Source organism: Bacillus sp. SJS (genome assembly GCF_000732485.2).
In the GTDB taxonomy this organism is placed as follows: domain Bacteria; phylum Bacillota; class Bacilli; order Bacillales; family Bacillaceae; genus Metabacillus_B; species Metabacillus_B sediminis.
Genome location: NZ_JAQV02000012.1, coordinates 23,914 through 46,115 on the forward strand (window position 1 = coordinate 23,914; position 22,202 = coordinate 46,115).

At 46.1% G+C, this 22,202-nt stretch carries 20 protein-coding genes, 1 pseudogene and 1 other annotated feature; of the genes and pseudogenes, 8 read left to right on the top strand and 13 right to left on the bottom strand.

What is annotated here, in order from left to right; genetic code table 11:
- Nucleotides 1–194: 194 nt before the first annotated feature.
- A complete protein-coding gene (locus AS29_RS05990; RefSeq protein WP_035410521.1) occupies nucleotides 195–1,067 on the top strand; it encodes a Cof-type HAD-IIB family hydrolase in 873 nt (290 codons plus the stop codon).
- Nucleotides 1,068–1,126: 59 nt separating this feature from the next.
- Here AS29_RS05990 and AS29_RS05995 read toward each other — a convergent pair whose 3' ends face one another.
- The 3 genes from AS29_RS05995 to katG all read right to left on the bottom strand — a co-directional run bounded on the left by AS29_RS05995 (nucleotide 1,127) and on the right by katG (nucleotide 5,320).
- Nucleotides 1,127–2,167, bottom strand: a complete 1,041-nt coding sequence (locus AS29_RS05995; protein ID WP_035410519.1) for a zinc-binding dehydrogenase — start codon at nucleotides 2,165–2,167, stop codon at nucleotides 1,127–1,129.
- A 157-nt stretch (nucleotides 2,168–2,324) separates the two neighbouring features.
- Nucleotides 2,325–2,954, bottom strand: a complete 630-nt coding sequence (locus AS29_RS06000) for a spore coat protein (protein WP_035410516.1) — start codon at nucleotides 2,952–2,954, stop codon at nucleotides 2,325–2,327.
- 152 nt (nucleotides 2,955–3,106) lie between these two features.
- Nucleotides 3,107–5,320, bottom strand: a complete 2,214-nt coding sequence (gene katG / locus AS29_RS06005) for a catalase/peroxidase HPI (protein ID WP_035410514.1) — start codon at nucleotides 5,318–5,320, stop codon at nucleotides 3,107–3,109.
- A 221-nt stretch (nucleotides 5,321–5,541) separates the two neighbouring features.
- Here katG and AS29_RS20955 point away from each other — a divergent pair, with 221 nt between their 5' ends.
- The gene (locus tag AS29_RS20955; RefSeq protein ID WP_197491580.1) at nucleotides 5,542–5,709 is read left to right on the top strand and encodes a PAS domain-containing protein; all 168 of its coding nucleotides are present in this window, start codon (nucleotides 5,542–5,544) and stop codon (nucleotides 5,707–5,709) included.
- A gap of 220 nt (nucleotides 5,710–5,929) precedes the next feature.
- Complete coding sequence (locus AS29_RS06015; RefSeq protein WP_082883747.1) at nucleotides 5,930–6,922, top strand: ATP-binding protein; 993 nt, start codon at nucleotides 5,930–5,932, stop codon at nucleotides 6,920–6,922.
- 326 nt (nucleotides 6,923–7,248) lie between these two features.
- On the opposite strand, the pseudogene AS29_RS20960 reads toward AS29_RS06015, so the two are convergent.
- A pseudogene (locus tag AS29_RS20960) lies at nucleotides 7,249–7,543 on the bottom strand (iron chelate uptake ABC transporter family permease subunit); the annotation flags it as partial.
- A 415-nt stretch (nucleotides 7,544–7,958) separates the two neighbouring features.
- On the opposite strand from AS29_RS20960, the gene AS29_RS06020 reads away from it, so the two are divergent.
- On the top strand, nucleotides 7,959–9,458 hold the full coding sequence (locus AS29_RS06020; protein ID WP_035410507.1) for a malate:quinone oxidoreductase: 1,500 nt from the start codon (nucleotides 7,959–7,961) through the stop codon (nucleotides 9,456–9,458).
- 89 nt (nucleotides 9,459–9,547) lie between these two features.
- Here AS29_RS06020 and AS29_RS06025 read toward each other — a convergent pair whose 3' ends face one another.
- From AS29_RS06025 to AS29_RS06035, 3 genes are all read right to left on the bottom strand, one after another.
- Nucleotides 9,548–10,180, bottom strand: a complete 633-nt coding sequence (locus AS29_RS06025) for a 2OG-Fe(II) oxygenase (RefSeq protein ID WP_035410618.1) — start codon at nucleotides 10,178–10,180, stop codon at nucleotides 9,548–9,550.
- Nucleotides 10,181–10,403: 223 nt separating this feature from the next.
- On the bottom strand, nucleotides 10,404–10,595 hold the full coding sequence (locus AS29_RS06030; RefSeq protein ID WP_035410503.1) for a hypothetical protein: 192 nt from the start codon (nucleotides 10,593–10,595) through the stop codon (nucleotides 10,404–10,406).
- 17 nt (nucleotides 10,596–10,612) lie between these two features.
- A complete protein-coding gene (locus tag AS29_RS06035; RefSeq protein WP_035410500.1) occupies nucleotides 10,613–12,466 on the bottom strand; it encodes an arginine--tRNA ligase in 1,854 nt (617 codons plus the stop codon).
- Nucleotides 12,467–12,505: 39 nt separating this feature from the next.
- Nucleotides 12,506–12,724 (bottom strand) — a binding site (T-box leader).
- A 164-nt stretch (nucleotides 12,725–12,888) separates the two neighbouring features.
- Between AS29_RS06035 and AS29_RS06040 the strand changes: the two genes are divergently transcribed.
- Both AS29_RS06040 and AS29_RS06045 read left to right on the top strand, forming a co-directional pair.
- Nucleotides 12,889–13,374 (top strand): DUF1456 family protein, encoded by a 486-nt coding sequence (locus AS29_RS06040; RefSeq protein WP_035410497.1) that lies wholly within the window; start codon nucleotides 12,889–12,891, stop codon nucleotides 13,372–13,374.
- Between the two features lie 15 nt (nucleotides 13,375–13,389).
- On the top strand, nucleotides 13,390–14,097 hold the full coding sequence (locus tag AS29_RS06045; RefSeq protein ID WP_035410494.1) for a M48 family metallopeptidase: 708 nt from the start codon (nucleotides 13,390–13,392) through the stop codon (nucleotides 14,095–14,097).
- 49 nt (nucleotides 14,098–14,146) lie between these two features.
- Here the strand turns inward: AS29_RS06045 and rluF are convergent, their stop codons facing one another.
- Entirely contained in the window at nucleotides 14,147–14,854 is a 708-nt protein-coding gene (gene rluF / locus AS29_RS06050) for a 23S rRNA pseudouridine(2604) synthase RluF (protein WP_035410490.1), read from the bottom strand.
- A 143-nt stretch (nucleotides 14,855–14,997) separates the two neighbouring features.
- Between rluF and AS29_RS06055 the strand changes: the two genes are divergently transcribed.
- Nucleotides 14,998–15,921: an NAD(P)-dependent oxidoreductase gene (locus tag AS29_RS06055; protein ID WP_269449387.1), complete on the top strand. Its 924-nt coding sequence runs from the start codon at nucleotides 14,998–15,000 to the stop codon at nucleotides 15,919–15,921.
- A gap of 317 nt (nucleotides 15,922–16,238) precedes the next feature.
- Here the strand turns inward: AS29_RS06055 and AS29_RS06060 are convergent, their stop codons facing one another.
- The 4 genes from AS29_RS06060 to AS29_RS06075 all read right to left on the bottom strand — a co-directional run bounded on the left by AS29_RS06060 (nucleotide 16,239) and on the right by AS29_RS06075 (nucleotide 20,484).
- Nucleotides 16,239–16,628, bottom strand: coding sequence for an RDD family protein (locus AS29_RS06060; RefSeq protein WP_035410484.1), 390 nt, complete (start codon nucleotides 16,626–16,628; stop codon nucleotides 16,239–16,241).
- Nucleotides 16,629–16,862: 234 nt separating this feature from the next.
- On the bottom strand, nucleotides 16,863–18,209 hold the full coding sequence (locus tag AS29_RS06065; RefSeq protein WP_035410481.1) for a GntP family permease: 1,347 nt from the start codon (nucleotides 18,207–18,209) through the stop codon (nucleotides 16,863–16,865).
- A 12-nt stretch (nucleotides 18,210–18,221) separates the two neighbouring features.
- Complete coding sequence (gene gntK / locus AS29_RS06070) at nucleotides 18,222–19,760, bottom strand: gluconokinase (RefSeq protein ID WP_035410479.1); 1,539 nt, start codon at nucleotides 19,758–19,760, stop codon at nucleotides 18,222–18,224.
- Complete coding sequence (locus AS29_RS06075; RefSeq protein ID WP_035410477.1) at nucleotides 19,753–20,484, bottom strand: GntR family transcriptional regulator; 732 nt, start codon at nucleotides 20,482–20,484, stop codon at nucleotides 19,753–19,755. The genes gntK and AS29_RS06075 overlap by 8 nt, the downstream gene beginning before the upstream one ends.
- A 224-nt stretch (nucleotides 20,485–20,708) precedes the next feature.
- On the opposite strand from AS29_RS06075, the gene AS29_RS06080 reads away from it, so the two are divergent.
- Entirely contained in the window at nucleotides 20,709–21,176 is a 468-nt protein-coding gene (locus AS29_RS06080) for a DinB family protein (RefSeq protein ID WP_082883748.1), read from the top strand.
- Nucleotides 21,177–21,228: 52 nt separating this feature from the next.
- Here the strand turns inward: AS29_RS06080 and AS29_RS06085 are convergent, their stop codons facing one another.
- Nucleotides 21,229–22,137, bottom strand: coding sequence for a Gfo/Idh/MocA family protein (locus AS29_RS06085; RefSeq protein ID WP_035410472.1), 909 nt, complete (start codon nucleotides 22,135–22,137; stop codon nucleotides 21,229–21,231).
- Between the last annotated feature and the right edge of the window lie 65 nt (nucleotides 22,138–22,202).

Consider the following 22,202-nt stretch of genomic DNA (forward strand, 5'->3'; position numbering starts at 1 on the left):
ATGCAGCGGTATTTTGCCGCTGTGTTTATTTTGGTTTCTAACAGCAAAAAAGCTTGTTCCCTGAAATCACTATAGCTCACTCTTCCCAAATTTTATTTTTCTAATAAAATATAATGCTAAGCAATTCCATTTTGTTACCCGTTCAAAAGAGTTATAATTTAGTAGATGTATTTGCTCTGAAAGGAGAAACAGTGATGAAATTATTTGCACTTGATATGGATGGAACGACGTTGTCATCCAGGAATGAGATCAGTCCGGAAAATATTGAAGCGATTAAGAAAGCCCAGAGCCTCGGGCATAAGGTGATGGTGTTGTCCGGCAGGGCGCCGGAGTCCATCCTTGAGGTTTTAAATCGATACGACTTACAGCTTCCGATTGGCGGAAGCAACGGTACGGCCGTTTTTGCCGATGGAAAGCTTTTAGAGCTTACCTCGTTAACGGATATGCAGAATCAGGTCATTGCAGAAGAAGCGGAGAAAGAAGGAATTCCTTTTAAAATCTATACCGATAAAGGAATTTATTTTCACCGGGAATGGCCGGAACGCTTGAAGAATGTTCTTTCTTCAGGGGCTGTACCGGAAGAATATTATGTTGATGAGAACTTCGGCAAGATGACCAATATTCCGGATGAATCACAAGTTTTTGATCGTATTCAGAGTCTGCTAAAGGAAGAAGAAGTAACGATCCAGAAATTTTTCATGCTCGTCTTGGATCCTGTTCAAAAGAACCGGTTGTTGACTGTGATGAAATCCATTGAGGGCGTCTATGTCACGTCGTCTTCTTCTTTTAATATTGAAGTGATGAACATCAATGGGAATAAGGGAAATGGCCTGAAGGTAATGGCAAAATACTTGGATATTCCTTTGGAGGACACGATTGCGATTGGCGATCAGTACAATGATCTGCCAATGTTCGAAGCAGCTGGATTCTCTGTTGCGATGGGCAACGCGGTTGATGAAATCAAAAGTAAGAGTGACTTTGTTACGTTAACGAACGATGAACATGGAGTGGCGCATGCTATTGAGCATGTTTTAAACGCACGTAAGGTGCCGGAGGGTTTGGTATAAGGGACCGGATAAAGACAAAAAAACTCGTCAATGGATGACGAGTTTTTTTGTTGGAAAAATCAATTCTCTGGAAGCAGCACAATCTTTCCCGCTTTTCCGGAATTTTTAAAATAAACCTGCGCTTCCTTTGCCTCCTCAAGAGGGAACGTACGGTCAATGACCGGCTTGATTTTTCCTTCGGATATCGCGCGGAGCATCCGTCTGAACTCCTCTCTGGTCCCCAAGACGGAGCCGTAGAGGGTGATGTGTTTTAAGTAGAGCGTTCTGAGATCAAGTTCTGACTTTTGGCCGCCGGCGGATCCTGAGGTACAGAACTTCCCGCCATTCTTCAGAACTTCCAGGGAGGTGGAGAACAGGGGATCTCCGACAACGTCCAGGACAGCATCAATCGGACCGCCGTTCACTTCCTGGATTTCTTCAGCAAGGTTTCCAGATTTATAGGACAGGACATGTGAGGCACCTAATTCTTTCATTCTTTCTTCCAGTGCCAAATCGCCGACAATGGCGATGACCTTGGCTCCGAATACGCGGGAGGCGATTTGGACATTTAAGGAGCCTACTCCGCCGTTTGCCCCTGTGACCAATATGGTATCCCCTTGCTGAATCTGGATTTGCTCATTCATATGCCATGCCGTCAAGCCGCTGACGGAAAAAACCGCACTTTCCGTATAATCAGGAAGTGGCATTTCATAGCAAAGGTCTGCCGGCCACACCACATATTCCGCATAGCCGCCATCGTATTCAGAACCGACGAAGGACATGTCTTCTGAAATATGCTCGAGACCTGGTTCTCCACTGGAGGTAAAAGGAAAGAGGACAACGTCTTTTCCAATCATCGCATCATCCACCGCATGCCCCGCCTTCACGATTCTGCCTGCTATATCGGAACCCGGTATCCTGGGAAAGTTCACGCCTTCCGGCTTCCATCCTGATTTAGCTCCGGTTCCGTAAGCCCCTTCTCTCATCCAGATTTCCGTATTGTTAATGGCGCAGGCTTTCACCTGAACCAATACTTCATGGTCTTTCGCCTCCGGAATAGGCAGTTCGGCCAGCTCGAGCTTCTCTATACCGCCGTAACCGGTTACTTGGATTGCTTTCATTGAACGCTCTCCTTTCATCTATTGAGTTCGTATGTAAGGGAATAAGTCGTGATTCAAGTCCATTATATATGGGAAGACCGTTTTTCTTATACGAAACTGCTTCAAGAGGGGTTAATAATAAAAAGGCTGGACCATAAGATGTCCCAGCCCTTACCCGTTAATGCATCATATTCCCCGGAGCTTTCGCATAGCTGTTCAGCATTGCGTTCATGTCCTGCTGCATCAGCTGCGGAACCTGGTAGTAGCCATGCTTGTTTTGATAAAGGAAAATTTCGTAACTTAGCTCGATAAAGTTAGGAACACTGTCGGCGATGACGCGGCGCAGCACAGGATTGGTCATCTCCAGTGCTGTCATGGCCAAGAGGGTGGCCAATGATTTGGTGTTGCCGAGCATGTAAGCTGATAGCCCCTGATCGGAAAGCTCGGATACGGATTGGTTGGGCTTCTTCGGCTGGCCCGGCTTTATTCCGTAAACGGCATCGTTACTTTGCGTCATTTTATAGACCTGGGTTGAAACAGCCGGTTTTTGTCCCGTGGAAAAGGCTTCTACAATGGTATTGTACATCTGGGTAACAAATACAGACTGGCGTTGGGCAATGTCCTTCAGCTCTGGATCCTTCATATGCTGCTCGTACATTTGGTATTGATCTAGCATGCTAATGATTCCGGCGATGACTTCATGGGCATCAAACAGTTCATGCCCTCCATGGTCACTGGAATATGAAGAATTCGGCTGCATGTTGGGCATCTGCTGCTGGCCGTTTTGATCCATGTTTTGGTTTTGCATGAGTTTCCCTCCTGTTTTTAAACATTCGGTTACTATCATGTCCCTGATGAAGGGATATATCCCGAATGTCCGCAGAGGTATGGGCAATTTTATTCAAAAAAACCCCCGCAATGTTTTACGGGAGTCTCCTTATCAAATAAATTAGCCGTTACTTACTTAACATCAAACCGATCCCCATCCATCACTTTCACCCATGCTGCCACAAAATCACGAACAAATTTTTCTTTGTTGTCATCCTGTGCATACACTTCCGCGAGAGCGCGGAGCTCTGAGTTGGAGCCGAAGAGAAGGTCAAAGCGTGAAGCTGTACGGATGACTTCTCCCGTTTTGCGGTCGCGGCCTTCGTATTGGTTGAAGCCTATCGATTTCCACTCTGTGCGCATGTCGAGCAGGTTGATAAAGAAATCGTTCGTTAAGATGCCTGGACGGTCGGTGAACAGGCCGTGTTTGGTGCCGCCGTGATTGGTTCCGAGAACACGCATGCCGCCTAGCAGGACCGTCATTTCTGGAGCGGTTAAGCCGAGCAGCTGGGCTTTGTCGACGAGCATTTCCTCCGGACTGGTTGAGTATTCTTTCTTCTGGTAGTTGCGGAATCCGTCTGATACGGGCTCTAATACATCGAAGGTTTCAGCATCGGTTTGCTCCTCTGTCGCATCGCCGCGTCCTGGCGTAAATGGCACGGTAACGTCGAAGCCTGCGTCTTTTGCGGCTTTTTCGATGGCTGCGCTGCCGCCGAGTACAATGAGATCCGCCAGGCTGACTCTCACAGTCAGCTTGCTTTGGATGTCTTCGTACACCCCAAGAACCTTTGCCAGCTGTTCCGGTTCATTGGCTTCCCAGTCCTTTTGGGGAGCCAGTCGGATCCGGGCGCCGTTTGCTCCGCCGCGCATATCGGTATGGCGGTAGGTGCTTGCTGAAGCCCAGGCGGTTTTCACAAGCTCGCTAACAGTCAGTCCTGAGCTGAGAATTCTATTTTTAAGTTCAGCCACTTCATCGTGAAACAGTTCATAATCCACTGCCGGAACGGGATCCTGCCAGATCAGCTCTTCAGCTGGAACCTCCGGGCCTAAGTACCTGACTTTAGGTCCCATGTCGCGGTGGAGAAGCTTGAACCATGCCCGTGCGAATGTATCGGCAAACTCTTCCGGATTTTCATAATAGCGTCGGGAGATCTTTTCGTATTCCGGGTCCATACGGAGGGCCATATCGGCCGTGGACATCATCGTTTTCACACGAATGGATGGATCCTCTGCATCCGGCGCCATATGCTCTTCCGCCATATCAACAGGCGTCCATTGATAGGCACCTGCCGCACTCTTCGTCAGCTCCCACTCATAGCTGAAAAGCAGGTCGAAGTAGCCGTTGTCCCACGTAGTCGGGTTCGTCGTCCAGGCGCCATCTACTCCGCTTGAAATCGTATCGCGCCCTTTTCCGCTTCCGTATGAGCTAAGCCAGCCTAAGCCTTGTGTTTCGAGATCCGCTGCTTCCGGATCGTCACCGACATGAGACGGATCGCCTGCACCGTGGGCCTTCCCGAATGTGTGGCCTCCGGCTATAAGGGCCACGGTCTCCTCGTCATTCATCGCCATCCGTCCGAAGGTATCGCGAATATCACGGGCACTTGCGAGCGGATCAGGCTTTCCATTTGGTCCCTCAGGATTCACATAGATGAGCCCCATTTGCACAGCAGCAAGCGGATCCTCAAGCTCGCGGTCGCCGGAATAACGGTTGTCCGCCAGCCATTCTTTTTCCGTACCCCAATACACGTCTTCCTCCGCATGCCAGATGTCTTTGCGGCCGCCTGCAAAACCAAACGTCTTTAACCCCATGGATTCAAGAGCCACGTTGCCGGTTAAGACAAGCAGGTCCGCCCAGGAAATTTTGTTTCCGTACTTTTGCTTAATAGGCCACAGCAAACGGCGGGCCTTATCAAGATTCACGTTATCCGGCCAGCTGTTCAGAGGGGCAAAGCGCTGGGATCCTGAACCGCCGCCTCCGCGTCCGTCCGCCGTACGATATGTACCTGCTGCATGCCAGGACATGCGGATAAAGAATGGACCGTAATGGCCATAATCAGCCGGCCACCAATCCTGGCTGTCTGTCATCAGCACATGAAGGTCCTTTTTCAGCGCATCGTAATCAAGCTTTAAGAACTCTTCACGGTAATCAAAGTCCTCTCCCATTGGATTGGATTTTTTGTCATGCTGGCGAAGAACGTTTAAATTCAGCTGATTTGGCCACCATTCCTTATTCGTCGTTCCCCGCGGAGCCTTTGACGTCGTAATCGCACTATCCTTGTGGTGAGTGACAGGACACTGTCCGGCAGACGTATGTTCCTTTTGATCAGGCTTATTGTTATTTTCCATTTACAACTCTCCTCCCAGTTTTGGACCATAAATTGCGAGATTAATAGTTGGACAATTAAGATAATTCTTACTTTATATTATAGTGGACAAAATCGGTAATTCAAAGCTAGAAGCGTTTGAGTGAAGTCTTTTAATAGAATGCCAGCCTGGAATTCTTTTGTATAGCATCTTAGGATTTGGTAAAATATTCTTGATGTAATAGGCAAGATTAGGAGGCTATGATGGTACGGTCTGAAATATTTAGGGAAGTATTTGAGCAGTCTCACGTTCCGCAAATTCTAACATCCTTAGATTTTGCAACTACGTTCGAGAACCAGGCTTTTTTCGATTTTTTAGGGTATACAAGAGAAGAATGGGCAACGAAGACTCTTAAAGATATTTCCCCTTAAGAGGATTATGAACGGGATCTGCACATGATGCGGGAGTTAATAGCCGGAAAAAGATCCAATTACCAGATAGAGAAATGCTATATTCATAAATCTGGCAAGCAATTACACGGGACACTGAACGTTTCTCTACTATCTGACCCGGAAGATAATAAGCAATTTTTATATGTACAGGTAATCGATTCAACGGAAAAATATCTCATAAGCGACTCTCTAATAAAAAGTGAGAAAAAATACAGATTATTGGCGGAGCCGTTACCAATACATCTCGCCTTCGTTCAAAACCTTATTGGGCTATGAGCCTTCTGAGCTTATTGGATGCGATCCTTATGACTTCATTCATCCGGAGGATATACAAACAGTCAAAAACCATCATCTTCAAATCGTAACAAATAAACAAGCTATGCCCGTCGTTTCCTATAGAGTAAGAAGATCAGATGACTCCTATATTTGGGTTGATACAGAAATAAAGGCAGTTCTTGATGAAAATACGGGAGAACTCACCGAACTCATTTCGATATCTAGAGACGTACAGCAAAGAATTGAAACATATGAGCTGTTGAGAAAATCGGAAAGACTTGCGATTGTGGGGCAAATGGCCGCAGCGGTAGCCCATGAGATCCGCAACCCGCTTACACCAATTAAAGGGTTTATAACCTTATTGTCCAAGACTAAAGAATATAATCCAGCGTTTATTGAAGTCATCCTAACCGAAATAAAGAGGATTGAAACGATTATTACAGAGTTCTTATCTATGGCAAAGCCAAATAATCGAAAAATGGATACCATTCACATGGATCAGCTCGTTGAACAAGTCGTAAATCTCATGCAAACGGAAGCATCCATGGAAAATAAGCAGCTTACCCTGAAGCTTAAAACCGTTCCGATGATCGTTGGGGATGAGAACTCTTTAAAACAAGTCCTCTTAAATGTAATAAGGAACGCTTTGGAGTCATTAGAAGAACAGGGAACCGTCTCTGTATTGGTATTAATAGAGGAGAAGTTTATCTGTATCAGAGTTCAGGATAATGGCTGCGGAATCTCGCAGGAAAGGCTGGCTAAAATAGGCGAACCCTTCTATTCAACGAAAGAAAAAGGCACCGGCCTCGGACTTATGACCAGCCTGAACATCATCGAAAACCATCATGGAAAATTGGATATTCAAAGTGAAGAAGGCGAAGGAACGACTGTGAAGATTTATCTTCCGCTGTCCTAAAGCAGCGAAACTAGTGAAATAGAGTTTGCTAAAAATAAATAAATAAAAGAGCCATTCTCATTGCAGAATGGCTCTTGCTGTATAAAGAATGTCAATTGAATTAATGAGCGGGACAGATAAGACCCCCGCATGAGCAAACCATTAGCAAAACCAGCCCCTTACTCATATCGTCGTAGGTTAATGCGGTCAGGTTTTTGTGAAACACAACCATATCAGAGCTACACTATGGAAGGGGCTAGTTATTAAAAGGATACCTTATAATACGTGAATTTAGACGTATCAGTAGAAAAATTTTTGTATCAACTGTTTGTTTCCTATTTTTTCGTTCCTGATAGGGCTATGGAAAATCCAACCCCGATGAGCACGAGGCGCACCGGCTGCAGCCCGGTTTTTTTGTCATAGGCCAGCGAATAAATAAGGAAAGCCGTTACGATGGCTCCTATAAAGGCGACAAGTGCAAGTAGATACACAAACGATCCCGGTTCATCGGGAAAAACAAAAAGAAAACGGCGATCGCCACACCTGCTCCTTAATTGATTCCGATAATGCCTGGATCAACTAGAGGATTCCTTGTAAGATGGCTCCTTATAGTGCGAGTGCCATGCCAGCTAGCAGAAAAATTCGGGCAGCGCAGAAGTTTGCCATGGTCTCTTCACGCAATGAAGTTTTCCAAAAACGAAACCGCGAATTAGTGAGGGAAATGATGAGGGAAAAAGAAATGGATGGAACGATTGCTTCCCGGTGATTGAATCCGAAGATGTATACATAGAATTTCCCTCCATATTTAAAAAGATTAAGAGAGTCAAACGGCCGTTTTAAGGGATGTAACGTATGTTTTTGCTCAACCCAGCCCATTATTCCGAAATTCCAACTTTTTAATTACTTCAAAATAGTTTATAATTATCAGATAATAGTTATTATAAATGAGGCAGAAAATGTTTGTTCCTGGGTGGGGTCCGGGGATGCGCGCTTTTTGGTGCATCCAGGCAGGAGTGCCTGCTCTTTTATACAACTTTAGGGGATGAGGAAGGTCATAATGAGCAGCATACGCAAAAAAACAGATGTTATTTTAATTGGTGCTGGAGTCATGAGTGCAACGCTTGGAGCGATGTTGAAAGAGTTAGCACCTGAATGGGAAATTAAAGTGTTTGAGAAGCTTGCAAAAGCAGGAGAGGAAAGCTCGAACGAATGGAACAACGCGGGTACGGGCCATTCTGCGCTTTGTGAGCTCAACTATACAACCGAAAAGCCGGACGGCTCAATCGATATTGGTAAAGCGATTAACATCAATGAACAGTTCCAGGTTTCAAGACAATTCTGGTCGTATCTTGTAGACCGCAATCTGATTCGTCAGCCGCAGGATTTTATCATGCCCATTCCTCATATGAGTTTGGTGCAGGGTGAGAAGGATATTGCTTTTCTGAAAAAACGTTTTAAAGCGCTGTCACAAAATCCTCTGTTCCAGGGAATGGAATATTCCGAGGATCGTGAACAGTTGAAGGAATGGATGCCGCTGATCATGGAAGGCCGTCCAGCGAATGAACGCTTGGCTGCAACCAAGATTGATTACGGTACAGATGTAAACTTTGGTGCGCTGACCCGCATTCTGTTTGATCACCTGCAAAGTAAAAACGTGGAGCTTCACTATAAGCATAGTGTTAAGGATCTTAAACGCACGAGTGACGGACTTTGGGAAGTGAAAGTGCACAATATGGCAAGTGGGATAACGGAATACCACACATCGAAATTCGTCTTTATCGGCGGCGGGGGCGGAAGCTTGCCATTGCTTCAAAAAACCGGTATTCCTGAGTCGAAGCAAATTGGAGGATTCCCGGTAAGCGGACTGTTTTTAGTCTGCAGCAATCAGGAAGTAGTCGAGCAGCATCATGCAAAGGTTTATGGGAAGGCAAAGCTCGGAGCTCCTCCAATGTCTGTGCCGCACCTTGATACCCGTTATATAAATAACAAAAAATCCTTGCTGTTCGGACCGTTTGCCGGCTTCTCGCCGAAGTTCTTAAAAACGGGCTCTAATCTTGATTTAATCGGCTCCGTCAAACCGAATAATCTTTTCACCATGCTTGCAGCAGGAGTGAAAGAGATGGGATTGACGAAATATTTGATCCAGCAGGTGCTGCTGTCGAATGAAAAACGAATGGAAGAGCTGCGCGAGTTTATTCCAAATGCGAAAAGCGGGGATTGGCATGTCGTTGTAGCCGGACAGCGCGTTCAGGTAATCAAAGACACAGACGCCGGTAAAGGAACGCTGCAATTTGGTACGGAAGTGGTCAGTGCCGCAGATGGCTCGATTGCTGCATTGCTCGGTGCCTCTCCAGGTGCTTCTACCGCTGTTCAAGTCATGCTTGAAGTATTGGATCAATGCTTCCCAGAGCATATGGGTGAGTGGGAACCGAAAATTAAAGAAATGATTCCTTCATACGGCATGTCCCTGACCGACAATCCGGCCCTGTTTCAAGAAGTTTTTGCTTCAACCGCAGAGTCTCTTGGTTTAAGTAAAAAAAAACTGGTCCTCATTTAAAAGTAAGGATTGAAAGACAGAGAGATTACTAAATAATAAAGCCAGGTAAGCCCCGTTTGCTAAGGGAGGCTTATCTGGCTTTTTTCGTATTACCGATACTGTTTTCTCCGTACCCATATGGTCGCGGCCCATTTGTCTCCTGTAATGACGGGAGCGCCTCCGTGCAGCGTTAATTCATTGATCGCAGGATCCTGATAGAAGTATTCAAAGTATACAGCCATCCCTTTTTGCGGTGTGATGGAAAGCTTCAGATGAGGGAAGTATGTTTCGCCGCCTTCTTCGACATCGTTCAAGTACATAACGAGTGTGCTGATTCTTGGGTTATGGTTGGCTTTGGAAGACTTAAAATAGTCGAGGTGGGCTTTGTATTCCTCACCAGGCTTATAGTTTAGGATATGAAGCCCTTCTCCGTGATTCGCCGGGACATTCATAATCTGGGCCACCCGCTTTTCAATCCGGGCATCTACCCCGTTTTCTGTTTCCGGCAGGAACGCCCCGCTGCTTGTCCGAATGCCGCTTACTTCCCTCTCGGTTCCAATCTTGGAGCGGTTCATGTGCTCCTTTGAAAGCTGAATGAGTTCATCGCACTCTTCATGACTCAATACATTTCCCAATATCGCAATCATGGGCTCCTCAAACTTCGCAATGATGGAAATGTCACGGTCTTCGGTCACGATTTTATTCCCGCTATGATTAAATATGGATTGTTCCTTTAATTGCATTGCCAATTTTCATCAACCTCTTTATTTTAATTGGTAGAAAGCGTTTTCAAAAAAGGGGTGTAACTTTTTAACTATGAAAAAATAACGACTCATTGTTATGAGTTTATCATCAAGACGGACTTATATCTCTATAAATTTTTGAAGATTCGTTATTTTTTGATGAAAAAAGAAGTTAAAAAGTGGGCTATTGAATTCCGCTGCAGCCGTGGGATGTGATCAGCCCCTAAAGCAGATTTGTGCCTGCGGGATTCTCACCTTCAATTACGGGGGGTTTCGTGTCGATTACGGGCAATTCCATGTCGATAGCGGGCGGTTTCGTGTCGATTACGGGCAAAACGACAGTTCCTGTCTCCAAACAGAATAAAGAGACGCCCGGAACACCGTGCGTCACTCCTTTATGCATATTCTTTACCAATAGACTCCTCCATCACCCTACATCCGCTCAGGCGCCGGCAGCCCAAGTATCTCCAGCGCATCTCCAATCGTTTCTTTAAATTGAGCGGTAAGCCATAGTCTTAAGGCTTTTTTCTCGTCGGTCGCTTTCATGATCGGGCAGGCGGCGTAGAAGTTGTTGAAGAGAGTGGCAAGTTCATGAGTATAGGTGCAGATGATGCTTGGTGCAAGCTCGCTGAAGGCTGATTTCAGCGTATCCGGCCATCCCGCAATGTGGCGGATTAAGGCATATTCTGCTTTTTCCAGATGGCTGATTTCGCTTGGTTTTATGTTGATCTCTGCTTCGGCTTTCGCTAAAACGCTCGCTGCCCGGGCGTGGGAGTACATCAAGTAGACACCTGTATTTCCGGTTACCTCGGTGGCTTGCTGGATGTCAAAGACGACCTCAGTCAGCAGGCTGAACCGAAGCAGGTAGTAGCGGATGGATGCCGCGGCCATCGTTCTGCTTGAGAGCCCGTTTTTCTCTGAACGGGTCTGGTCGATGATGCTTTCCATCCGGTCCAGCAATTCAGCAATTTTGATGCCGATTCCCTTTCTGCCTGACATCGCATACGATGCTTTGCCGTCGGAGGTGTCGATGCCGAGCTCCTTGGCAGCACGAGGACTTAGGGACACCACGCCGTAGCTTACATGACGGAGCTTTTTGGCTTGTTCTGCATACCCAAGAATTTCGAGCGCCTGCTTGACCATCGCCTGCGGATATTCCTGGCGATAATCGATGACATTGATGACAAGGTCGGCCTTCCCGTAGGATGAACGGGTTCCATTGGAGCTCGTCGTCCAAAGCTCTTCTGTAAAGCGCTTATACAAAAAATCGTTCTCAAGCAAACCGAATTTCCATAGATGGTAGGCAATATCCTTAGCGGTGTACGTCAAAATCCCGTTCGAACGAACCAAAACTTTGTCCAGGCTATGTTCGGACTCAGGCGTTTCACTTTCAGGGGAAGGCTGCTTTAAAACCCAGCACCCCTCAAGCTTACCGGACGTTTCACGGTGAAATTGCTCTGTTTGTTTCAGCAATTGGAATGCGGAAGCCCAAAATCCCTCCCTCACAATATTGCTCTCCCACACGAGCAGGTCATAGCCTATGCCGAATTCATTCATTTCTTCAAGATGCTCACGTACAATCCTTTCAGCAACAAGAGAACCGACCCACGATAGATTATCCTTTCCTTCTTCAATGGCATGGAGAACGTTCGTCCGCTGTTCCAGCAGCGGCGGATTCTTTTCGTACTCTTTATTGACCTTCGAGTAGATCTCCCAGCAAAAGTCTCCAAAACGGGAGTGCTCCTTTTTCTCAGCGATGTTCAAAATGCCTACAACCGTATCTGCCAGCTGATTTCCTAAGTCATCAATATAGTTGTGCACCTCGACATCGTATCCGGTTCTTTTCAAAAGGCGGACGAGGACATCGCCAATGCATGAATTTCTCAGATGGCCGATATGTGCGGACTTGTTCGGATTGATGGATGTATGTTCAATCACGGCCTTTTCACCTGTATTCATAGGCAGGGCGAATTCTTCTTTAGCCCATTGGTTCCAATCTATATACAGATTGATAAATCCCGGGGGTGCAATGTCAATTTTGCTCACCAGGTGATTTGAGCTACCGCCCTCCTCCAGCTTACCTTTCAGCATCCCGGCAATGACAATCGGCGCTTTGCGCAGGGATTTAGCGAGCTGCATCGCAATATTGGTGGAATAATCTCCATGCTCCAGATGGGCAGGCTGCTCAATGTGAATCTTTAGATCCTCGGTATAGACGAGACCGAGTTCTGTAAAAAGGCTTTTAACCGCATTTTCCATGCTGCCTGCAATTACTTGGCTAATCATTTGATCCCTCCTCCAAAATAGAAAAGCCTCCGTCTCTGTAAAAGAGACGAAGGCTTAAGCATTCGCGGTACCACTCTTGTTGTTAAACATCTGTTTAACCACTTTAGCAAAATAACGGTTTTTAGCCGTGGCCTCCTACTATAAGCGTTCAGAAGCCATTCTCGTGGGTCCGTTTCCCTGTTAACGCAGTACCGGCTTTCACCGCCCCGGCTCGCTTTGACGTCAGTTAACAGATACTCTCCCAGTCCTTGAATTTCGATATGTTTTGTAACAGTATATCCAAATTGAAGAAAATGTCAATCCTGTTTCGTGAGGACCTCTATATAAAACTGACTTTCATCGTGTTAGACTAATGTTTTAAGAATGAAAATACGCGATTGACTGTTCCGAAAGCAGTCAATTAACAGGAGATAACGAACAATATGGATAATAATGATCGCTTAATACGTTTACGATATGCACTTGATTTGAGAAATTCTGAGGTGGAAGAGATCTTTGGATACGGCGGCATTGAAGTTGCGAGAGAAGATATTGGCAAAATCCTTACTAAATCGAATGATGAAGAGGATGATGACAATCACATCCCGTGCAGTCCGTTCATGTTCGAGTCATTTTTAAACGGCCTTATTGTGTTTAAAAGAGGAAAGCAGGAAAATCAGCAAGGACAGCCTCAAAAACCTGAAATGACACTCATACATCCCAATAATGTCCTGTTAAAAAAAGTGAAAATCGCCTTATCCTTAACAGCGGAGGATATGCTTGAGGTTTTAGAACTTGCCGGAGTCACGGTAACAAAGGGTGAACTTGGCGCCTTGTTAAGGAAAGAAGGCCACAAAAATTATAAAGAATGCGGAGATAAATATGCCCGTAATTTCTTAAAAGGATTAGCGGTTAAATATCGAGGATAGGAACGGCGGAATGACATGATCCATACGTATTCAGGTGAAACGATAAGCTTTGACGTCCAATACAAAAAGCGTTCGACCATAGGCATTTATGTAGATGGTTATGGAAATGTGGAAATCCAGGCCCCAAAAGGCACTCCGGACGAATCCGTGCTGAGAGTAGTGGAGGAAAACTGGAATCCGATTCAGCAAAAAGTAAAAGAAAACAAGGAACGTCTGCTGGGTCCTCAGGTGAAGATGTATGAGCAGGGAGAGAGCTTTCTTTATTTAGGAAAAGCCTACTCCTTAAAGATTCATCATGATCTGCAGGCGGAGCAGGATCATGTTCTTTTTAAAGGGGAAGAGCTGCATGTAGTTGTGAGCCGGCTCGAGGATGAAAGAATAAAACAGGCGTTAAAACGGTTTTATTATCAGCAGTGCAAGGCTTTGGTGGAAAAGCGGATCACCGCTCATCAAAAGCACTTCAAAACAAAGCCCCGTTCCATCCGCATTACGGATAGTAAAACGACTTGGGGAACGTGTGATTCGGAGCTGCGGTTAACCTTTAACTGGCGGCTCGCAATGGCGCCGCCGAGAGTGATTGACTACGTGGTCGTCCACGAAATGTGCCACATGGTCCATCTCAATCATGACCGTTCCTTTTGGCGTCTTGTTGGGAAAATGATTCCTGACTATAAGGAAGATGAAGGCTGGCTGGCACGGTCCAGCTGGAAAATGACGGTCTAGAAAAAAAGGATGAGTCCAAGCTGTTTCTAGCTTGGCTCATCCTTTTTGGTTACCATTCTTTCGGGTAGTAATTTAATTCACTGAATAACTGATTTTTTTCTTTTTTCGATAGATCTCTCCATTGTCCAGGGGGAAGGTTTCCTAAATGGATATTCATGATCCGGACCCTCTGCAGCCTGAAAACCTCGTAGCCGAGCTCTTCGCACATCCGGCGGATTTGGCGGTTCAATCCCTGCTTCAGGATGATTTTAAAGTCAAATTTTGAAAGCTGCTCCACTTCACACGGAAGTGTTTTCGTTCCTAAAATTTTCACACCGCTTGCCATCTTTTCTGTAAACTCCGGAGTAATGGGCTTGTCCACGGAAACGATGTATTCTTTTTCATGCTCGTTTTCAGCACGCAGAATTTCGTTTACGATATCCCCGTCATTTGTTAAAAGAATCAAGCCCTCGGACTCCTTATCCAGACGTCCAATATTATAAATTCTTAAAGGGTGATTGACCAAATCCACAATGTTGCCCTTTACATTTTTTTCAGTGGTGCTGGTGATGCCAATCGGCTTATTTAAAGCGATATACACATTGTTTCTGGACACCTGGATCTGGTCTCCGCTTACCCGGACATCGTCCCCGGGCTCAACCCTGTCCCCAATTTTCGCTTTCTTGCCATTGATCATGACCCGGCCTTCTTCAATCAGCCTGTCTGCACCCCGTCTGGACGCCTTGCCAGATTCGCTGATGAATTTATTAATACGCATGTTTATCACAGCCTTAAGTTGGAATTGTATGTCTAAGGATAACTCAACTTTCAAGATGTTTTCAAGGGCTCCCAGTAAAGTTATCCAACTGACGGATTGCTTCCATCTTCCCTATTGTAAAAATCAATTTAGGGTATAAGAAAATAAGAGCAACACTTAAAAAGGGAGGCCGTTCACACATGACAAAAGAAATTGGATTTATCGGTCTTGGAAATATGGGAGAACCGATGGTAATGAATCTATTAAAAGCGGGTTTCAAAGTGAAGGTTTACAATCGCACACCAGAGAAGGCGAAGGCCGTTGTTGCCGCTGGAGCGGAGCAGGTGGAGAAAGCAGCGGATGCGGCAAGCTCTGATGGTATTGTCATTACAATGGTCTCAAACGACAAGGCCCTGGAGGACATTGTACTGGGTGAGGATGGAATTGGCCGGAAGCTTGGAGAAGGAGGGATCCATCTTTCTATGAGCACGGTTTCCCCTGAAACTTCGCGGAAGCTTTCAGAGGTTCATGCAAAGCAAAACAGCACGTATGTCGCATCTCCCGTGTTTGGTCGTCCGGATGCGGCTGCCGCTCAAAAATTGTTTGTGCTGTCGTCAGGATCAAGTGAAGCCAGAGAGCGGGTTAAGCCCACACAGGAAGCAGTTGGACAGCGTATTTTTGATCTTGGCGATGAGCCGGGGAATGCCAATGTCATTAAACTTGGCGGGAATTTCATGATTATGGCCGCGATGGAAGCGATGGCCGAATCATTTAACCTTGCTGAAAAGAATGGGATTGACCGGGAATTGGCTGCTGAAGTTTATAGCTCCACATTATTTGATTGTACCGTTTATAACGGATATGGTTCGATGATTGCCAAAAGGCAGTTCGAACCTGCAGGCTTTCAGCTCGCCCTTGGGCTCAAGGACTGCAATTTAGTTCTGCAGGAAGCAAATGCCGCTAAGGCCCCGATGCCGCTTGCCAGCCTGCTGCATAATTCCTTGCTCGCATCCGCAGCAAAGGGAAGGGAAAACCAGGATTGGACGGCACTAACGCGGATTGCTTCGGAGAATGCGGGGCTGGAATAAGCTAAATGGCTGGATTTGGGCCGTGGGGCTGAGTGAGGTGCCAGTCCCGCAGGATTTTACCGTGTGAAAGCTCTGGAACAAACCGCGTAAACCGTTGGTAGATAAGGGCTCAAAGCTTTGAGTCTCTGTCCCCCGGTGCGGTGAAGAATAAGGGGACTGACACGGTGCCAGTCCCCTGAAATTTTACCGTGCGAAAGCTCTGGCACCAACCGTGTGAACCGTTGGTAGATAAGGGATCAGAACATCAAGCCTATGTCCCCTAATACGGTGAAGCATGACGGGACTGGCACCTTCACTAATAGAAATATTTACCCATTTTAACGTTCTTTTACTACTGTACCTGAAAAGCGGTCATGCGGAAGGATTGCTCCTTCCTTGTCTTCGAACGTATTACGGCTTTTTAAGTAATCAAAAGTACTCACTGTATCCCTGTATCCCATTCGCTTAATGATTTGACGGGATGTCAGTTCTGAACCATCCTCATTCTCAAGGGCCAGTCCCATTTTTTTATAACCAATGGTTTGGCCTCTTTGGCGCATCTGTGCGTACTCAAGTGTCCACATTACAATGGTCGGTGTTATTAAAGCATGTACGGCTTCACTTTTCACTTTTTTCCGCAGTAAATACTCAACACCAGCAGTTACAGCGCTTGAAATGGCCAAGTCGATTAGAAACGCTTTTGTTCGTTTTTTCGTTATAGATTCCACCAAAGTACCTCCTCTAATTCTTTTGTCTGTCCAGTAAGTATACGAATTTCCAGTAATTAAGTTTCATTTTGTAACATTTGATAGAAGGGCGAGCCGCCTGGATCCGCCATCAACCACCTCTAGCTATTTGTTATAAGATCAAAGTTCGTGACACCGTCCAGAACGAATGATTGAGGAACTGAAAAAGAGCACCCATAAAAGTATGGATGCTCTTTTTTCCTATTGAACACAAGGTCAAACCACCAAACTCAGCAGCAGGATAAACACCAGCCCCGAAACAGAGATAATGGTCTCAAGCAATGTCCACGTTGCGAATGTTTCTTTCATCGTTAATCCAAAGTACTCTTTGAACATCCAGAAGCCGGCGTCATTTACGTGGGACGCAATCAAGCTTCCCGCTCCGGTTGCAAGAACAACCAATGCAAGGTTCACGTCCGTTTGGCCAAGCAGAGGGATAACTAATCCTGCCGTTGTAAGGGCTGCAACGGTTGCGGATCCCAGTGAGATGCGAAGGATAGCTGCGATGATCCAGGCGAGAAGGATCGGTGACAGGGAGGATCCTTTGAATAGCTCGGCTACGTAATCCCCTACACCGCCGTCAATTAATACCTGTTTGAAGGCTCCGCCGCCTCCAATGATCAAGAGCATCATTCCGATTTGCGTGATAGCAGTTGTACAAGATGCCATCACCGTATTAATCGGAATTTTTCTAGCAAGGCCCATCGTATAGATGGCGACTAACAGAGAGATCAGCATCGCTGTTGATGCATCTCCGATAAAGCGGATGGAAGCAAGCAGGGCGTTGTCCTCAAAGCCCATCGTTTTTTGAAGCAGGGTAATAATCGTGGCAATGGACATTAGGATGACAGGAAGCATCGCGGTGAATACACTGATGCCAAATCCCGGTGTGTCTTCAAGCTTGAACTCTTTTTGTTCGCCGAGTGAAGCGATGTTTCCGGTTTTCTTAAAGGATGCAGGTACTAATCTTTTCGCAAGCTTTGTGAAGAGGGGTCCAGCGATAATCACAGTTGGAATGGCAATGATAAATCCATAAAGAAGAACCTCTCCAAGGTTTGCACCATATTCACCGGCGATCACTGTCGGGCCGGGATGCGGCGGCAGGAAACCGTGTGTAACGGATAGGGCTGCTGCCATCGGAATCCCAAGGAACAGGATGGAAATCTTCAATTCTCTTGAAATCGCAAATACGATTGGAATTAATAGAACCAATCCTACTTCGAAGAATAGCGCGACGCCGATAATGAAGGAAGCAACGACTACGGCCCACTGAATATTCTTTTCTCCGAATTTATTCACGAGAGTCATAGCGATGCGCTGGGCGCCGCCGGAATCAGCGATTAGTTTACCCAGCATAGCTCCAAGTCCAAAGATCAGCGCTAAATGGCCGAGTGTTCCGCCGAGTCCTGTTTCAATCGTTTTGACGATGTTTTCAAGCGGCATACCGAGGGCTAAAGCGACAAGGAACGATACAATGAGCAAGGAAACGAATGTGTTCAGTTTAAGACCCATAATAAGCAGCAGCAATACGAGAATTCCGGCTGCGACAATAACTAATGGCATGTTTATCTCTCCTTATAATCTAGTTAAATTTCTTTGATAACTGGCAATCCGGCCATAATCCTCTTCCAATACCCGCGATAAATGAATGAAGATGGGCATGAGCTGCCTGTATTCTTTTGCAGCATGTTCATTCGGTGTATGCCGGCAGGTGCTGCCAATCATATCCGTAACGGAATCAAACGATTCAATTTTCCCTATTGCATAAAGGCCTAAAATACAGGCTCCAAGGCAGGAGCTTTCATAGCTCTCAGGGACAACGACTTCCGATTCAAAGATATCGGCCATCATTTGCCGCCAAACCTTGGACCGGGCAAATCCTCCGGTCGCCTGAATCTTGGTCACAGGGCTGTCCATGCATTCGGTAAGGGCTAAAAAGACCGTATATAAATTGTAGATTACGCCTTCCAGCGCAGCCCGAATCATATGTTCTTTTTTATGGGACATCGTTAGGCCGAAGAAGGAGCCGCGAACATCCGGGTTCCATAATGGAGCACGTTCCCCGGAAAGATAGGGATGGAAGAGCAGCCCATCGGCACCCGGCCTTACCCGCTCAGCAATCTTCGTCAGCACTTCGTATGGGTCAATTCCGAGCCGTTTCGCCGTTTCAATTTCCGATGAAGCAAATTCATCGCGGATCCAGCGAAGCACCATTCCGCCGCTGTTTACGGGGCCGCCAATTACCCAATGATCCTGGGTGAGAGCATAACAGAAGATCCTGCCTTTTTCATCCGTCTGCGGCTTGTCGATAATGGTTCGAATGGCCCCGCTTGTCCCAATGGTGACGGCAATCTCTCCTTTTTTGATGGCATTTACGCCAAGGTTTGACAGCACGCCGTCACTTGCCCCGATGATAAACGGGGTTGCCGGATCAATTCCCATTTGTTTTGCCGGCTCAGGCTGGCAGTTTTGAAAGATACGGGTTGTAGGCACGAGTTCAGATAGCTGATCCCGTGTGATCCCTGCAATGGCTAATGCCTCTTCGTCCCAGTCCAGCGATTCCAGATGCATCATGCCCGTGGCAGAGGCTAATGAATGATCAATGACGTAGTGGTCAAAGAATTTCTTGAAAACATATTCCTTAATTCCAATGTACTTTTTAGCTCGACGGGCAATGTCAGGAAACTCATGAACCATCCAGGAAATCTTGCTTAAAGGGGACATCGGATGAATCGGTGTTCCGGTCCGCTTATAAATGTCATGTCCGCCAAATTCGGTTTTAATCTTATGCGCCCAGCCTTCACTGCGATTGTCTGCCCAGGTGATGCAGGGCGTCAGCGGTTCATCGTTTTCACCGATGGCAATGACGCTGTGCATCGCACTGCTGAAAGAGATAAATGAAAGCTGTTTTTGCGGATGTTGCTTCATAATGCGTGAAGCAGCATGCAGCACGGCTTGATAAATTTCTTCAGGATCTTGCTCCGCTGTTGAGATATCCGGTGTGTGAAGCGGATAGCCGATATTTTCCTGCTGGATGACTTCTCCGGTCTCGCTGAATAATACGGCCTTTGTACTTGTTGTTCCGATGTCTATCCCCAGCATATAGCTATTCATTTCCTTGCTCAGCTCCTTTAGCCAGCAGCTGCTGCGACATCCAGAGATCCTCTACCTTCCCTTGGACATCGTCAAAATTTTGATGCAGCGACTTGATCATTAAGTTTCGGTCTTTGGTGTTAATCGCTTGAATATAAAGCTCGTGATTGTCGAGAATTCTTTGGAAATCCTCGTATTTTTCCCTGAAACGGACGCGCATGGATAACAGAATTAAACTCTCCATGACGGGCTTTAAATTATTCCAGATCATGAGCATGTAGGAATGGTCAATCGCCCGGATGATTGTTTCATGGAATAAAACATCCTGAAAAGAGAACTCATCTGCATCGCCATATTTGATAGCGATTTTCATCATTTCGAATATCTTATTCAGTTCTTTTACCAAATCCGCTGTGTCCGTTTTAACAATCCGTTCAAATACAAATGATTCGATCATAAGCCGGACATCGTAAATTTCTTCGATATGTTTATCTGTTAAACCAGTGACTACGGCACCCATTCTCTCAGCTTGGATCATATTTTCAGAGGCCAATATTTTTAATGCTTCGCGAACGGGTGACCGGCTGACGGAAAAATCTGCTGCGATTTTGTTCTCGGACAAAATGGTACCGCTTTCAATTTTCCCTGAAACAATGGAAATTCTCAGCTCGCAAGCAATTCTTTCACCAGCTGAAGCTCTTGAAAGCCACTTTGCAGGGTATAAATGTTCCTTATTATTCGTCATAACCTAACCTTCTTTATCATTCAAGTATACTTGTATACAAGTATACCCGGAACTTTTATTTTTGCAAGCGCTTTATTCTGGATGGGAAGATGTATGAAGAGTAAATGGTATGGGAATATGGTAAATTTAGCGGGTAAACGATTGTGTGAAGAATTAGGAAAAGAAGTAAGCGATATAACAAATTAATGCCTGTATGGCAGGATCGATCAATAGGAGGAATAATCATGTCAAATGTACAAACATCATCCCAGAAAGCAATGAAACGCTGGAAAATGCATCGAAATGCTTTGATAGAACTGGCCGCTGTATTCCCTGAATCAAGCGGTTCGTGGCGTCCTTGGAAGGAAGGGATGACGGTGATCGAACTCGTCCATCACCTTGCCTGGACTCCGGAGTTCTTCCTGGCTCCGATCGAGGGGCGCGAAATGAATATCCCTCCTGTTCCGGAAACACTAGCGGAAGCCCGCAAGCTTTTAGAAGAGCTCACAAACGTACATGAAGAGATCCTCGCGTCGCTTACAGATGAAGATTTAAAGAGCGAAACAACCATTGATCTCTTTAAATTGACGGAACCGACTGAAGAAATGCTCTACCGCCTGATTGGCCACGAGGCGCACCATAAAGGACAATTGATTCTGTATGCCCGCATTCTCGGTGCGGAACCGCCATTTTATGTTGATTTGAGTTTGTAAGCAAAAGAAGCAGGCCGGTCTTAATTGGCCTGCTTCTTTTAAATGCTTTGAATTAGGCATGCGGATCAATCTGCCTCACAATTCTCTCGCAAATCTCATGGGTAATGAGTGAATCCTTAATGGAAGGATCCGGAACACGATTTTCCCGCACACATTCAATAAAATGATCGATAATCTGATAAAATCCCCGCTTGAACAGAGTCGGCTCCCAGTCACCAAACTTCGTCACGCTGATGTTTTTATTATGGAAATGGGTCGTTTCGACAAGACTGTTTACCTTATATTTATGCTGGCCGGCCGAGTATTCGATGATTTCTTCGGTTACTCCGCCGTTTCGGTTCATGATTCCGATCGCCGTGCAGCCGTCTCCAATCAGCTGAACGATGATGTGATCCAGCAGCTCTTCATTTTTCATGAACTCTGTTTTTACATCCTTTACCTCTGTCCCCATCAGGAACCGGAGGGTATCGACCACATGGATAAAGTCCTCTACGACAAATCTTCGGACATGATCAGGGGAGGCAAATCGATTTTTCTGCATCAAAACCAGGCTTGCCTTGCCGTGTTCTTTCAGCTCTTTAACACGGGGGATGAATCTTCTGTTGAAGCCGGTCATCGCAATTTTGCCGCTTTTTTCAGCGAGCTCTGCGATTCTTTTTGTTTCGCTGAAATCCAAAGAGACGGGCTTGTCTATGTAGACGCTGATTCCGTTTTCGAGCAGTTTTTCCGCAATTTGAGCGTGTGCCTCTGTCGCAGTACTGACAATAGCGGCATCGAGGTTCTTAGTCAGCAGTTCGTCTAATGTCTGAGCCGTTTCCGCATGTCTGTAGACCTGGGCAAGATGCTGCAGCGTGTCCTGATTCCTCGTACAAAGCACAAGCTCTAGATCTTTTCTTTCCGATAGCACAGGCAGGTACGCTTTTTTGGCGATGTCGCCAAGTCCGATGATTCCCATCCTCATCTTTCTTTCCTCCTCTGTTAAAATGGTAGGTAAAGTATAGCACGCACGATTGAAATCTTTCTTTA